Origin of the sequence: Brevibacterium sp. W7.2, from assembly GCF_018137945.1 — a bacterium.
In the GTDB taxonomy this organism is placed as follows: Bacteria; Actinomycetota; Actinomycetes; order Actinomycetales; family Brevibacteriaceae; genus Brevibacterium; species Brevibacterium sanguinis.
Genome location: NZ_CP073089.1, coordinates 1,855,928 through 1,869,212 on the forward strand (window position 1 = coordinate 1,855,928; position 13,285 = coordinate 1,869,212).

Sequence of the window (13,285 nt, forward strand, 5' to 3'; positions counted from 1 at the left end):
ATTCGAGCATGAGACGAATCGCAATCAATGGCTTCGGCCGCATCGGTCGCGCCCTCTTCCGCCTGTCCCTCGAACCCGGTGCCGACTTCGAAGTCGTCGCCATCAACGACCTCACCGACACTGCGACGCTCGCCCACCTCCTCGCCTACGACTCCGTGTGGCCGCGCTTCGACCACACCGTCGAGGCCGGAGAGGATTCGCTCATCGTCGACGGCCGCGAGATCGCCGTCTTCTCGGAGAAGAACCCCGCCGACATCGACTGGACGTCGAAGGACGTCGAACTCGTCGTCGAATCGACCGGCATCTTCACCCGCCGCGACCAGGCCGAGGCCCACCTCGGCGGGACCGTGAAGACCGTCGTCCTCTCCGCCCCCGGCAAGGACGTCGATGCGACCTTCGTCATGGGCGTCAACGAGGACACGTACGACCCGGACAAGCATGAAGTCGTCTCGAACGCCTCGTGCACGACGAACTGCATGGCGACCGTCGTCAAGGCCCTCGACGACGCGATCGGCGTCGAATCCGGACTGCTCAACACCGTCCACGCCTACACCGGCGACCAGAAGCTCGTCGACGGTCCGCACCGCGACCTCCGCCGCGCCCGCGCCGCCGCGATCAACATCGTGCCGACGACGACCGGCGCCGCCCGCACCGTCGGCAAGGTCATGCCCCACCTCGAGGGCAAGCTCGACGGCTTCGCGATCCGCGTGCCCGTGCCCGCGGGATCGATCATCGACTTCACCTTCACCCCGAAGAAGCCGGTCACCCGCGACGAGGTCAACGAGATCCTCAAGGCCGCCGCGGAGGACTCGCCCTACCTCGACTACACCGAGGCCGCCCTCGTCTCCACGGACATCGTCGGGACCACCGCCTCGGCGATCGCCGACTCGGAGCTGACGATGGTCCTCGGCGACCAGGTCAAGGTCGTCGCGTGGTACGACAACGAGTGGGGCTACTCGAACCGACTCAAGGACATGGTCAGCTACCTTCTGCGCGAAAGGCCCCAATGAGGACATTCACGGACCCGGAGATCTTCGCCCACCGGACGGTGCTCGTCCGCAGCGATCTCAACGTTCCCATGGACGGGACGACGATCACTGACAACGGACGCATCCTCGCATCCGCGGCGACGATCCGATCCCTCGCCGAGGCGGGGGCCCGGGTGATCGTCATCTCCCACCTCGGCCGCCCGAAGGGCGCACCCGATCCGCACTTCTCGCTCGCCCCGATCGCCGGCGAACTCGCCGCTGCGATCGGCCGTGACGTCGCCTTCGCCTCCGACACCGTCGGCGAGGATGCGCAGGCGAAGGTCGCAGCGCTCGGCGACGGGGACGTCCTCCTCCTCGAGAACCTCCGGTTCAACCCGGGGGAGACCTCCAAGGACGAGGCCGAACGGCGCGCATTCGCCGAACAGCTCGCCGAGTTCGCCGACGACTTCGTCTCCGACGGATTCGGCGTCGTCCACCGCAAGCAGGCCTCGGTCTACGAACTCGCGCAGCTCCTGCCGCACTACGCCGGTTCGCTCGTCCAGGTTGAGGTCGAGGTCAGCGACCGTCTCCTCAACTCGCCGCAGCGGCCCTTCACCGTCGTCCTCGGCGGTTCGAAGGTCTCCGACAAGCTCGGTGTCATCGACAACCTCATCGACCGGGCCGACAACCTCCTCATCGGCGGTGGCATGGTCTTCACGTTCCTCGCCGCGCTCGGCCACGACATCGGTGCGAGCCTCGTCGAGAAGGATCGCATCGACGACGTCAAGGGCTACCTCGACCGGGCCGAGCAGGGCGGGGCGCGGATCATGCTCCCCACCGACATCGTCATGGCCGCCTCCTTTGCCCCCGACGCCGAGAACTGGGTGCGCCCCGTCGACCGCCTCGAGGACACCCCAGCCGGGGCCGAGGGACTCGGCCTCGACATCGGGCCCGACACCGCACGGGCCTACGCCGAGGTGATCGCCGACTCCGCGACCGTGTTCTGGAACGGCCCCATGGGCGTCTTCGAGTTCCCGGCCTTCGCCGCGGGCACGAAGACCGTGGCCGCCGCGCTCACGGCCACCGCCGAGGGCGCGCGCGCCGACCGGCTCACCGTCGTCGGCGGAGGAGACTCCGCGGCCGCCGTGCGGGCGCTCGGCTTCTCCGACGACGAATTCGGCCACATCTCCACCGGCGGCGGGGCGAGCCTCGAGTACCTCGAAGGCAAGACCCTGCCCGGCATCGACGCTCTCGCGTGAGGACGACCCATCATGACTGACCGCACACTGCTGCTCGCCGGCAACTGGAAGATGAACCACGACCACCTCGAGGCGATCTCGACGGTGCAGAAGCTCGCATGGGCGCTCGAGGACGCCAAGCTCGACGACTCCCAGCTCGAGGTCGTCGTCGTCCCGCCGTTCACCGACATCCGCTCCGTCCAGACGCTCGTCCAGGGCGACAAGCTGTGGCTGCGCTACGGCGCCCAGGACGTGTCCCGCCACGAACCGGGCGCGCACACCGGGGAGATCGCCGCGTCGTTCCTCTCCCGCCTCGGCTGCTCGTACGTCGTCGTCGGGCACAGTGAGCGCCGCGCCGACAACCACGAGACCTCGGATGTCGTCGCCGCGAAGGTCAAGGCCGCGCTCGGCCACGACCTCGCCCCCATCCTCTGCGTCGGCGAATCCCTGGCCGAACGCGAGGACGGCACCCACGTCGACTTCACCCTGGGCCAGCTCGACGACTCCCTGGCCGGCCTCTCGGCCGAGGAGCTCAGCGGCCTCGTCGTCGCCTACGAACCCGTGTGGGCAATCGGAACGGGGAAGACGGCGACGGCGGCTGACGCCGCGGAGATGGCCGCGGCGATCCGCGGTCGCCTGCGCGAGAGGTACGGCGACAGCCTCGCCGACTCCACCCGGATCCTCTACGGCGGGTCGGTGAAGACCGACAACGTCGCCGACATCCTCGTCTCCGACGACGTCGACGGCGCACTCGTCGGGGGAGCGAGCCTGAGCGGGCCCGATTTCGCCGCTTTGTGCAAGGCCGCCGTCGGCAAGTAGACTGAACCGCAAATCCTCTGACAGAAACACAGGTTGAACTCGACGTGGAAATTCTCACCTACGTACTCATCGGCGTGCTCGTCCTCACGAGCATCTTCCTCACCCTGCTCATCCTCATGCACAAGGGCAAGGGCGGCGGCATGTCCGACATGTTCGGCGGCGGCATGTCCTCCTCGCTGGGATCCTCCGGTGTCGCCGAGCGCAACCTCAACCGGTTCACCGCGCTCATGGCGATCGTCTGGGGCGCGTCGATCATCCTCCTCGGACTCATCACGCGCTTCAACAGCTGAGACCCGACCGAACGCAGAACCGACGAAGGCCCTCACCGACACCGGTGAGGGCCTTCGTCGTGCGGTCATGCGACGCGCAGGGCATCCGACTCGAAGGTCAGCCGACTCGCACGTCAGTCGACTCCGAAGTGGTGGTGCGGGGCGACCTCGGCGACGGCGTCGCGCAGCTGTGCGAGCCCGCGGGCCCGGTCGGTGAGGTGGACCCGGAGCACCGGACGCCCCTTCGCCCGCAGGGCCGCGGCATCGCCGAGCGCCTGCGCGTGCTCGAGTTCACCGAACCCGTAGCCGCGGCCGGGCACGATGAGCTCCGTGCGCGGGTCGGCGGTGATCTGGAGGAACACGCCGTTGGGGTGACCGCCCTTGTGGTACTGGCCCGTCGAGTGGAGGTACCGCGGGCCGAAGCCGAACGTCGTCTGCACCCCGGCGTGCCGGGAGACGAGCGGACGGAGGTCGACCGCCTCGGCGTCGCCGAGCCGATCGAGGTAGGCCTGGATGGCGACATAGCCGTACTCGTCGACCTGTGCGAAGAGCTCACGGAGGGCCCCGACGAGGTCGTCGGCCTCATCGATGTCGCCGTAGACCTCGACGGCGCCGTCGACGAACGCCGGGATCTCCTCGGCGTGGGTGCCCGTGTCGAGGGCCTCCCGGGCGAACGCCTTCGCCGCCTCGACATCCGGCTGATCGAACGGGTCGACCCCGATGCTGTAGCCGGCGATCGCGGTGGCGAACTCCCAGAAGAGGAACTGCTCGCCCAGATCGCCGTCGACCTCGGCATTGAAGCCCGAGGGCGCGCCGATCGTCGTGGCCGGGCCGAGGGTGCAGAGCAGGGCATCGGCGCGGGCGTCGGCGAAGCCGACATCACCGGGTTCGTCGAGGACGACGGGGAGGATCCCCTGCCCGTCCTTGCCGAGCGATTCCGCGATGAGCTGCTCGACCCAGGCTCCCAGACCGGCAAGGGCCGCCGAGGTGGGAGCGAGGACGAGCTTCTCCGTGGCCCGGGCGTGGGCGATGCCCAGCCAGGTGCCGAACCGCAGCGCCGGGTTGTCCGGGCTGTCAGCGCCGAGGTCGGCGGCGATGCCCGCCGCGGACTCGACGATCCGGCGGATGTCGACCCCGGCGAGACCGGCGGGGACGAGGCCGAACGGGGAGAGGGCACTGAACCGACCGCCGACGTTCGGGTCGGCGTGGAACGTCGCGAGGTACCCTTCGGCACTCGCGAGCTCAGCGAGTTCGGTCCCGGGATCGGTGATCGCGATGAACCGGCTGGCCGGGTCGATGCCGACGGCCTCGAAGGCCGCGGCGAACGCGCGCCGGATGGCATCGGTCTCGATCGTCGTCCCCGACTTCGAGGCGATGACGAGGACGGTGTGGTCGAGGTCGGTGCCGATCGCCTCGGCGACCTGATTGGGATCGGTCGAATCGACGATCTCGAGGTCGACCCCGGCCCACGCCGCCATCACCTCGGGGGCGAGCGACGAGCCGCCCATGCCGGTGAGGCTGATCGAGCGCAGACCCTGCGCGGCGAGATCGTCGCGCAGCGCCTCGATCTCGGTGACGAGCTCACCGGCCCGGCCCGCGAGATCGACCCAGCCGAGACGATCGGCGGCGACGGAGTCGGAGAAGACGCTCGCGTCCTGCGCCGCGATCCGCGAGGGCACCCGGGCGCTGAGCAGACGGTCGAGTTCGGCCTCGAACTCCGCACTGACGGGGACGCTGAGCTCGACTCTCATGCGCGCTCCAATGCCCGGCGGACAGTGCCCTGGAGCTCGGTCCAGCTGACGTCGAACTTCTCCAGGCCCTCGGTCTCGAGGACGGTCATGACATCGGCGTAGTCGATGCCGAGACCGGCGAGCCGGTCGAAGACCTCGTCGGCGGCCCGGTAGTCCTCAGCGGCGATCGGAGCCCCGACCTCGCCGTGGTCGGCGAAGGCGCGCAGCGTCGCCTCGGGCATCGTGTTGACGGTGTCGGGGGAGACGAGACCGGTGACGTACATCGTGTCCGGGTAGTCGGGGTTCTTCACTCCGGTCGACGCCCACAGGAGCCGCTGCGGGCGGGCCCCGGCGAGTTCGAGGACGCGGAAGCGCTCGGAGGTGAAGAGCTGCGAGTGGATCTCATGGGCGAGCACGCAGTTGGCGATGCCCGCGCGACCGGCGAGCTCCGCGGCGGCCGGATCGTCGACGGCGGCGAGGCGCTTGTCGATCTCCGCATCGACGCGGGAGACGAAGATCGAGGCGACCGACCGGATCGTCGAGAGGTCGTGACCGGCGGCCCGCGCCTTCTCCAGTCCCTGGAGGTACGCCTCGACGACGTGCCGGTAGCGGGAGAGCGAGAAGACGAGCGTGACGTTGACGCTGATCCCGGCGCCGATGGTGTCGGCGATCGCGCTCAGTCCCTCCTCGGTGGCGGGGATCTTGATCATCGCGTTCGGCTCGCCGACCCGCTCCCACATGATCGTCGCCGCCGACGCCGTTCCCGCGGTGTCGCGGGCCAGCGGCGGGGGGACCTCGATCGAGACGCGTCCGTCGGCGCCGTCGGTGGCGTCGTAGACGGGCCGCAGCAGCCGGGCAGCTGCCGCGACGTCCTCGGTGGTCAGGGCTTCGATGGCCTCTTCGACGTCGGCACCGGAGGCGGCGAGGTCGGAGAGTGCGCCGTCGTAGCTGTCGGAGCCGGCGATCGCGGTGGCGAAGATCGTCGGGTTCGTCGTCACCCCGGTCACCGACGACTCGTCGATGAGGGTCTGGAGGTCACCGGACTCGAGCCGGGTGCGGGACAGGTCGTCGAGCCACACCGAGACTCCTGCCTCGGTGAGGCGGGTGAGGTTCTCGCTCATGCTTCTCCCTTCGCTGCTGCAATGGACTCCTCGGCCGCGGCGACGACCGCCTCGGCAGTGATGCCGAACTTCTCGAAGAGCGTCTTGGCATCGGCTGAGGCGCCGAAGTGCTCGAGGGACACGGCGCGCCCGGCATCGCCGAGGTAGCGGTGCCAGCTCATCGCCGATCCCGCTTCGACGCTGACCCGGGCCTTGAGCGACCGGGGGAGGACGGCGTCGCGGTAGTCCTCGTCCTGGGCGTCGAACCATTCCTGGCTCGGCATCGAGATGACGCGCGCCGCGATCCCCTTGGTCTCGAGCTCCTCGGCCGCGGCGATCGCAAGCTGGACCTCCGAGCCGGTGGCGATGATCGCGACCTGCGGGTCGTCGCCGGTGTCGAGGAGGACGTAGCCTCCGCGGGCCGCCTCGGAGGCCGGTGCGTACTTCGTCCGGTCGAGGGTCGGCACGGCCTGCCGGCTGAGGATGAGGCCGCTGGGGCCGTCGGTGCGGTCGAGGATCTTCCGCCACACGACCGCGGTCTCGTTGGCATCGGCGGGGCGGACGACGTCGAGGCCGGGGATCGCCCGCAGCGCCGAGAGGTGCTCGACGGGCTGATGGGTGGGGCCGTCCTCGCCGAGGCCGATCGAATCGTGGGTCCACACGAAGATGTTCGGCAGCTTCTGGATGGCGGCCAGGCGCACGGCCGGTCGCTGGTAGTCGCTGAAGACGAGGAACGTGCCGTTGTAGGGACGGGTCCCGCCGTGAAGTGCGATGCCGTTGCCGATGAGGCCGGCGGAGAACTCGCGGACGCCGAAGTGGATGTTGCGTCCGTACGGGTTGCCGGTGAACGTGTCCGTCGAGCGGTCGGTGGGCAGGAAGCTCGGGTCGGCCTTGATGAGGGTGTTGTTCGACCCCGCGAGGTCGGACGATCCGCCCCAGAGCTCGGGCATCCGGGCGGCGATCGCATTGAGCACCTGGCCGGAGGCGGCGCGGGTGGCGATGCCCTTGGCGTCGGCGTCGAAGACGGGGAAGTCTCCGTCGAGGCCCTCGGGCAGGGTGCGGGTGGCGAGCCGGTCGAAGAGTGCGGCGCGTTCGCCGTTGGCGTCGCGCCAGGCCGCGTACTTCTCCTTCCACGCGAGGTGAGCGGCGCGACCGCGCTCCTCGGCGCTGGTCCGGGTGTGCTCGAGCACCTCGGGGGAGATCGCGAAGTTCGCATCGGGGTCGAAGCCGAGCAGCTCCTTCGTCGCCCGCACCTCGTCCTCACCGAGGGCGGCACCGTGGGCGGCCCCCGTGTTCCGGGCGTTCGGCGCGGGCCACGCGATGATCGTCGAGAGGCGGATGAAGGAGGGACGGGAGTCGGCGCGAGCGGCCTTGACGGCGGCGTGGAGGGCGTCGAGGTCCTCGGTGTACTCTCCGTCGGCAGTCCAGTCGACGTGCTGGACGTGCCAGCCGTAGGCCTCATAGCGCGCCGCAGTGTCCTCGCCGAAGGCGATCGCGGTGTCGTCCTCGATGGAGATCCGGTTGTCGTCCCAGATGACGATCAGGTTCGACAGCTCCTGGGTGCCGGCGAGCGAGGAGGCCTCACCGGAGACGCCCTCCTCCATGTCGCCGTCGGAGGCGAGGACGATGATGTCGTGATCGAACGGCGAGGTGCCGGGGGCGGCGTCGGGATCGAAGAGTCCGCGTTCGCGGCGGGAGGCCATCGCCATGCCCACCGCCGAGGCGACACCGGAGCCGAGCGGGCCCGTGGTGATCTCGACACCGGGAGTGTGTCCGACCTCGGGGTGGCCGGGGGTGAGCGAATCCCAGGTGCGCAGCGCCTTGAGGTCGTCGAGCTCGAGGCCGATGCCGGCGAGGTAGAGCTGGACGTACTGCGTCAGCGAGCTGTGGCCGAGGGAGAGGACGAAGCGGTCACGGCCGACCCACGTGGGATCGGACGGGTCGAGGGTGAGGGCCTTCTGGTAGAGGTAGTAGGCGACGGGAGCGAGGCTCATCGCGGTGCCGGGGTGTCCGTTTCCGGCCTTCTGCACGGCGTCAGCGGCGAGGAGGCGGGCGGTGTCGACTGCTTGGGAGTCGAGGTCTGTCCAGGACAGGGCATTCATGTCTGAGAGCGTTCCTTCTGTCGTCGGCGATGCGTCCTCTCAAACTCTACCGCGCACCGGCCGGACCCTCCCGGTCCGGACACGTGGTGATACGGTCGCTGCGCTGGCAGTGTCCCCACTGTGCTGCCCTCCCACCGCCGGCACGTCCACGTCGCCCGCCCACGTCAAGGAGACCTCCCCATTCCCCGCAGTCCCCAGCACCCGACCCTGCCTCGACGATCACCCGTGCGCCATGCCCGGGCACTCCGGAACCTCGGCATCAGCCTGACCGTCCTCGTCCTCGTCGAGCGGATCGTCTTCACGACCCTCTTCGTCGAGCCCTTCGGAAACGGCACTGGCACCGAGGCGGTCGGGAGCTGGCTGCTCGCCTTCCTCCTCGGCGCGGGCCCCTTCCTCGTCCTCCTCATCGTCCTCGCGATCGCCCGACCTGCCGGTCTCATCTGGTGGGCGGCGGTGGCCTTCACAGTCCTCGCCGGAGCCTTCGGCATCGTCGTCGATGTCGACATGCTCACACTCGAAGATCCCCTCGCGGGGCTCGGACTGTTCGTCCTCGCGGCGGTCCTGTGGGCCGCACTCGCCGTAGTGGGGCTGGTGGTCGGGGCCGTCGCGGTGCTTGTCCGGCGACGCCGTGAGCGCGCAGATGATCCCGATGACCGCGCACTCGGTCCCGATGACAGGGCGACTCGCCCGACCCCAACTGGAAATTCATTCGACACAGAGTAGAATCGTCTCTCGTGAGTGAACTTCGTCAGAACCCGGGCACGCAGAGTGAACGACCTCTGCAGAGGACCATCGACGAAGCTCGACACTCGCAGAAACCCCGATCGATCATCGGCGCCTACATCGCCCTGACGAAGCCGCGGGTCATCGAACTCCTCCTCGTCACCACCGCCCCGGTGATGTTCCTCGCCGCCAACGGCATGCCGAATCTCTGGCTCGTCCTCAACACCCTCATCGGCGGGGCCGCCGCTGCCGCCTCGGCATCGGTGTTCAACTGCTACGTCGACCGCGACATCGACGCGAAGATGGATCGGACGAAGCACCGTCCGCTCGTCACCGGGGAGATCTCGCCGCGTGCAGCCCTGATCTTCGCCTTCGTCCTCGGCATCGGGTCGATCTTCTGGCTCGGCGGATTCACGAACTGGGTGACGGCAGGACTGACCGCCTCGGCGATCCTCCTCTACGCGGTCTTCTACACGCTCGTCCTCAAGCGCCGCACGACGCAGAACATCGTGTGGGGCGGCGCGGCCGGCTGCATGCCGGTGCTCATCGGCTGGTCGGCGGTGACCGGCGGGCTGTCGTGGGAGCCGGTCATCCTCTTCCTCGTCATCTTCTTCTGGACGCCGCCGCACTACTGGCCGCTCGCGATCAAGTACAAGGCCGATTACGACGCTGCCGGTGTGCCGATGCTGCCGTCGAAGGTCCCGCCGACCTCGGTGGGCCGCCAGATCATCCTCTACGCCTGGGCGATGGTGCTCACCTCGCTCGTCCTCATCCCCGTCGCCCCGATGGGACCGGTCTACACGGCCGTCGCGGTGCTCGCCGGTGCCTGGTTCCTCTGGTCGTGCTACCAGCTCGTGTCTCGCGCGAAGAAGGGCCTCAGCGGCACCTCGCTGCGGGCGATGAAGGTCTTCCACGGCTCGATCACGTACCTGTCGGTGCTCTTCCTCGCCGTCGCCGTCGACCCGTTCGTCACCCCGCTGCTGCCCAGCCTCTGGTGATCCGCGGCAGGTATCTGCCACCCCGCACCTGACGGTCCACACACCACCCGTGCCCGCGGTGTTCTCATCGCTGCGTGGAGGAGTTGCGGAGCTGAGGGTGGTGCATACGCGCCGAGGTTGTCCGTGGGTCTCCGGGTGGTGCAGTCTCGCCGAGGTTGTTGCTGAGGCCCAGGGATGCGCGCAGCGGGAGCGAGCGTGATCCCGACGACCGAGGCGGCGCGTCAGCCGGCGGCGACGAGCTCGGCGATGACGATCTTCTTCATTCCCATGAGCGCGCGCACCTGAGCGTCGCCGGTCATCAGCTCGTCGAGGTTCTTCGGCACGATCTGCCAGCTGATCCCGTACCTGTCCTTGAGCCAGCCGCACTGCTCGGATTCGGGCACCGCGGACAGCGCCTGCCAGTAGTGGTCGATCTCCGCCTGGTCGGCGCATTCGACGGTCAGGGAGATCGCCTCGTTGAAGGTGAACGCGGGTCCGCCGTCGAGGCAGATGAAGCGGTTGCCGTCGAGTTCGAAGACGCCGGTGATGACCTTGCCGCTCATCCCCGCGAAATGCTCGTCGAGACTCTCATCGGGGTATCGCTCGATCGAGACGATGCGGGAGTTCGGGAAGACGGTGCAGTAGAATTCCATCGCCTCCTCGGCGCGGTCAGTGAACCACAGACACGGGACGATCGGCGTTGACATGGGTTCTCCTCGGGTACGCGCTGTCGAGCACAGCGACACTGGCTGCGATCGTAGCCGAGAGACCGATCATATGGAATGCCACGAGCACCCACGGGACGCCGGTGAAGTACTGGATGTAGCCGATGAGACCCTGCGCGAGCTCGACGATGAGGAGGACGACGAGCGGGCGCACCATCGGGGCCCAGCGCTTGCGCGCGTAGACGAGAGCGACGATCGTCGCGATGACGAGCAGCCACACCGGGAACGCGTGGAGGCGGGTGATCCAGATGTTGTCGAGGCCGTTGCGGGTCGAGATCGTCGACCCGGAGTGCGGGCCTGCGCCGGTGGTGAGCACGCCGAAGAGGACGATGACCGCGGTGAGCGCGAGGATCGCCCACCCGAGTGCCGGCAGCGGCGACGGTGCCTTCTCGCCGGTGCGCACCCCGGTGTCGTAGGTGCGGCGGACGAAGTACGCGGCGACACCGACGGCGATGGCCGAGGGCACGAAGTGCCCGGCGACGACCCAGGGATTGAGCTTCGTCCACACGGTGATCCCGCCCATGACCGCCTGGACCGGCACGATCGCAGTGAGCGCGATGTTGAGCCAGAAGAGGTCCTTGCGCTCCTTCCGGATCCGCCAGAGGAGGACGAGGATCGCGACGCCGATGAGGGCGAGGACGACGGCGAGCAGCCGGTTGCCGAACTCGATGACCCCGTGGATGCCCATCTCCGGGGTGGCGACGAGGGAATCCGGGGTGCATTTCGGCCAGTCCGAGCATCCCAGACCGGATCCGGTGAGGCGGACGATGCCGCCGGTGAAGATGATGCCGGCCTGGGCGATGAGCATCGCCCACGCGGCGAAGCGGATTCTGGTCTCTTGGTTTCTCATGCGCATTCCTGTGTTCATTCGAAGCGGAACCACCTGCGTGCGGCAAGCGCTCCCACCAGGCTCCAGACGAGGAGCACGATCAGAGCTGTGAAGTCCCAGGTGCCGGCGAGGCTCGCGCGCATCGCGTCCCCGAGGGCACCGGAGGGAAGGCAGCCGACGATGGTTCCCCATTCGCCGGTGGCGGGAAGGACGAGTCCGCCGGCACCGGCCATGAGGACCCAGACGAGATTGGCAGCGCCCAGGGTCGCCTCGGCGCGCAGCGTGCCCGCCATGAGGAGGCCGAGCGCGAGCAGCGTCGCAGTGCCGAGGATCGTGGTGATGATGAGCGCGAGGATGTCGAGTCCGCCGCGGTAGCCGAGGATCCCGGCGATGCCGAACGCGAGGGCGAATTGGATGACGACGACGCCGATGACCGCCCCGAGCTTGCCGAGGATGAGCCCCGTTGTCCCCAGCGGCGTCGTCGCGAGCTGGGCGAGCACCCCGTAGCGGCGGTCGAAGGCGGTGGCGATCGCCTGTCCGGTGAATGCCGTCGAGGCCAGGCAGAGACCGAGGGTGCCGGGAAGGGCGATGCTCAGCCGGTCACCGCCCGGCGGGATCGCGCCGAGCGCGTCGAGCAGGGGAGTCGTCGTGAGGAAGACGAGGAGCCCGAGCGGGAGGATGAGCGCGAGCAGGAGCTGTTCGCCGTTGCGGAGCACGGCTGCGGTCTCGAACTTCGCCTGCGCGAATACGCGGCGGGCGCGCATGCCCGGCGCCGGGGACGGCTGGGAGGCACCCGTGCCGCTGACTGTCGTCTCGCTCATCGCAGCGGCCTCCCCGTGAGTTCGAAGAAGACATCGGCCAGCGACTGCGACTGCATGCTGATGTCCCCGATCGTCAGCCCCGCCTCGGCGATGACCGTGCACAGGGCGGCGATGCGCGCGCTGTCGAGGTTGCCCGCGGCGACGATGAGCGTGCCCTGCACCGAGGCGGGGGCGACGGCGGTCAGGGCAGACGTCAGCTCCCGTCCGGCGTCGGTGGAGGGGTCGGGAGCGTCGGGCACGGTGATGACGAGCCGACGACCGGCCGCCGAGGCGCCGCGCAGCTCCGCGGGGGCACCGCGGGCGATGATCCTGCCGCGGTCGATGACGACGATGTCCTCGGCGAGCTTCTCCGCCTCGGCGAGGTCATGGGTGGTGAGGACGACGCTGACCCCGGAGGCGGCGAGATCGCCGATCACCTCGTGGACGACCTCACGGGCCTGCGGGTCGAGGCCGGCGCTCGGCTCGTCGAGGAAGACGATGCGGGGACGGCCGATGAGGGCGGCGGCAAGGGCCACGCGCTGCCGCTGTCCGCCGGAGAGCCGGCGGATCGACCGGTTGGCGAACTCGCGGATGCCCAGCGGTTCGACGAGCTCGTCGAGCGGGCGCGGATCGGGATAGAGAGCGGCGAGGTGGCGGAGGACGGCGAGCGGCTTCGCGCTCATCGGCAGGCCACCGTCCTGGAGCATGACCCCGGCGAGCTGCGCGGTCTCCTCGTGACGGCGGTAGGGGTCGCGGCCGAAGATCTCCACGGTTCCGGCGTCGGGTCGCTTCGAGCCGACAGCCAGCGCGATCGTCGTCGACTTGCCCGCCCCGTTGGGGCCGAGGACGCCGAGGACGGTGCCGACGCGGGCGTCGAGGTCGATGCCGTCGACGACATGGTGCGCGCCGTAGGAATAGCGCAGCCCACGGATGAGGAGTGCCGATTGTGCCACCCGACCATTCTACGACCGGTCGAAACGTCCCGTCGAAACCGCGCCTTCAGTT

The 13,285-nt window shown here is 69.1% G+C and carries 13 protein-coding genes; 6 read left to right on the forward strand and 7 right to left on the reverse strand.

The features are described 5' to 3' along the window. The first annotated feature begins 8 nt into the window (after nt 1–8). Genes gap through secG form a run of 4 tightly spaced genes read left to right on the forward strand, consistent with a single transcriptional unit; the run spans nt 9 to nt 3,315 of the window. Nucleotides 9–1,010 (forward strand): type I glyceraldehyde-3-phosphate dehydrogenase, encoded by a 1,002-nt coding sequence (gap, locus tag J9315_RS08220; protein ID WP_198498843.1) that lies wholly within the window; start codon nt 9–11, stop codon nt 1,008–1,010. Further along, nucleotides 1,007–2,227: a phosphoglycerate kinase gene (locus J9315_RS08225; RefSeq protein ID WP_211979185.1), complete on the forward strand. Its 1,221-nt coding sequence runs from the start codon at nt 1,007–1,009 to the stop codon at nt 2,225–2,227. Before gap ends, J9315_RS08225 begins: the two co-directional genes overlap by 4 nt. A gap of 12 nt (nt 2,228–2,239) precedes the next feature. After that, nucleotides 2,240–3,025, forward strand: coding sequence for a triose-phosphate isomerase (gene tpiA, locus J9315_RS08230; protein ID WP_211979186.1), 786 nt, complete (start codon nt 2,240–2,242; stop codon nt 3,023–3,025). A gap of 44 nt (nt 3,026–3,069) precedes the next feature. Then, a complete protein-coding gene (gene secG, locus J9315_RS08235; RefSeq protein ID WP_137824009.1) occupies nt 3,070–3,315 on the forward strand; it encodes a preprotein translocase subunit SecG in 246 nt (81 codons plus the stop codon). A gap of 113 nt (nt 3,316–3,428) precedes the next feature. On the opposite strand, the gene J9315_RS08240 is transcribed toward secG, so the two are convergent. The 3 genes from J9315_RS08240 to tkt are packed head-to-tail and all read right to left on the reverse strand — an operon-like array spanning nt 3,429 to nt 8,226. Next, the gene (locus J9315_RS08240; protein ID WP_211979187.1) at nt 3,429–5,045 is read right to left on the reverse strand and encodes a glucose-6-phosphate isomerase; all 1,617 of its coding nucleotides are present in this window, start codon (nt 5,043–5,045) and stop codon (nt 3,429–3,431) included. Further along, nucleotides 5,042–6,145, reverse strand: coding sequence for a transaldolase (tal, locus tag J9315_RS08245; RefSeq protein WP_211979188.1), 1,104 nt, complete (start codon nt 6,143–6,145; stop codon nt 5,042–5,044). The genes J9315_RS08240 and tal overlap by 4 nt, the downstream gene beginning before the upstream one ends. After that, nucleotides 6,142–8,226, reverse strand: coding sequence for a transketolase (tkt, locus tag J9315_RS08250; RefSeq protein WP_211979189.1), 2,085 nt, complete (start codon nt 8,224–8,226; stop codon nt 6,142–6,144). The genes tal and tkt overlap by 4 nt, the downstream gene beginning before the upstream one ends. A gap of 225 nt (nt 8,227–8,451) precedes the next feature. On the opposite strand from tkt, the gene J9315_RS08255 reads away from it, so the two are divergent. Continuing rightward, a complete protein-coding gene (locus tag J9315_RS08255; protein WP_211979190.1) occupies nt 8,452–8,949 on the forward strand; it encodes a hypothetical protein in 498 nt (165 codons plus the stop codon). An 11-nt stretch (nt 8,950–8,960) separates the two neighbouring features. Beyond that, the gene (locus J9315_RS08260; RefSeq protein WP_137824014.1) at nt 8,961–9,947 is read left to right on the forward strand and encodes a heme o synthase; all 987 of its coding nucleotides are present in this window, start codon (nt 8,961–8,963) and stop codon (nt 9,945–9,947) included. Between the two features lie 221 nt (nt 9,948–10,168). Here J9315_RS08260 and J9315_RS08265 read toward each other — a convergent pair whose 3' ends face one another. From J9315_RS08265 to J9315_RS08280, 4 genes are read right to left on the reverse strand one after another with little or no spacing between them, the layout of a single operon-like run. Beyond that, nucleotides 10,169–10,633, reverse strand: a complete 465-nt coding sequence (locus tag J9315_RS08265; RefSeq protein WP_211979191.1) for a VOC family protein — start codon at nt 10,631–10,633, stop codon at nt 10,169–10,171. After that, a complete protein-coding gene (locus J9315_RS08270) occupies nt 10,596–11,501 on the reverse strand; it encodes a COX15/CtaA family protein (RefSeq protein ID WP_211979192.1) in 906 nt (301 codons plus the stop codon). Before J9315_RS08270 ends, J9315_RS08265 begins: the two co-directional genes overlap by 38 nt. Nucleotides 11,502–11,515: 14 nt before the next feature. Continuing rightward, nucleotides 11,516–12,301: an ABC transporter permease gene (locus J9315_RS08275; protein ID WP_249121058.1), complete on the reverse strand. Its 786-nt coding sequence runs from the start codon at nt 12,299–12,301 to the stop codon at nt 11,516–11,518. Next, the gene (locus tag J9315_RS08280; RefSeq protein ID WP_211979193.1) at nt 12,298–13,233 is read right to left on the reverse strand and encodes an ABC transporter ATP-binding protein; all 936 of its coding nucleotides are present in this window, start codon (nt 13,231–13,233) and stop codon (nt 12,298–12,300) included. Before J9315_RS08280 ends, J9315_RS08275 begins: the two co-directional genes overlap by 4 nt. Between the last annotated feature and the right edge of the window lie 52 nt (nt 13,234–13,285).

What these genes read in the sequence shown, in the direction of transcription:
- gap (WP_198498843.1), top strand. Translation starts at nt 9, where the DNA reads ATGAGACGAATCGCAATCAATGGCTTCGGCCGCATCGGTCGCGCCCTC.
- J9315_RS08275 (WP_249121058.1), bottom strand. Translation starts at nt 12,301, where the DNA reads ATGAGCGAGACGACAGTCAGCGGCACGGGTGCCTCCCAGCCGTCCCCG.
- tal (WP_211979188.1), bottom strand. Translation starts at nt 6,145, where the DNA reads ATGAGCGAGAACCTCACCCGCCTCACCGAGGCAGGAGTCTCGGTGTGG.
- J9315_RS08225 (WP_211979185.1), top strand. Translation starts at nt 1,007, where the DNA reads ATGAGGACATTCACGGACCCGGAGATCTTCGCCCACCGGACGGTGCTC.
- J9315_RS08240 (WP_211979187.1), bottom strand. Translation starts at nt 5,045, where the DNA reads ATGAGAGTCGAGCTCAGCGTCCCCGTCAGTGCGGAGTTCGAGGCCGAA.
- tkt (WP_211979189.1), bottom strand. Translation starts at nt 8,226, where the DNA reads ATGAATGCCCTGTCCTGGACAGACCTCGACTCCCAAGCAGTCGACACC.
- J9315_RS08265 (WP_211979191.1), bottom strand. Translation starts at nt 10,633, where the DNA reads ATGTCAACGCCGATCGTCCCGTGTCTGTGGTTCACTGACCGCGCCGAG.
- J9315_RS08270 (WP_211979192.1), bottom strand. Translation starts at nt 11,501, where the DNA reads ATGAGAAACCAAGAGACCAGAATCCGCTTCGCCGCGTGGGCGATGCTC.
- tpiA (WP_211979186.1), top strand. Translation starts at nt 2,240, where the DNA reads ATGACTGACCGCACACTGCTGCTCGCCGGCAACTGGAAGATGAACCAC.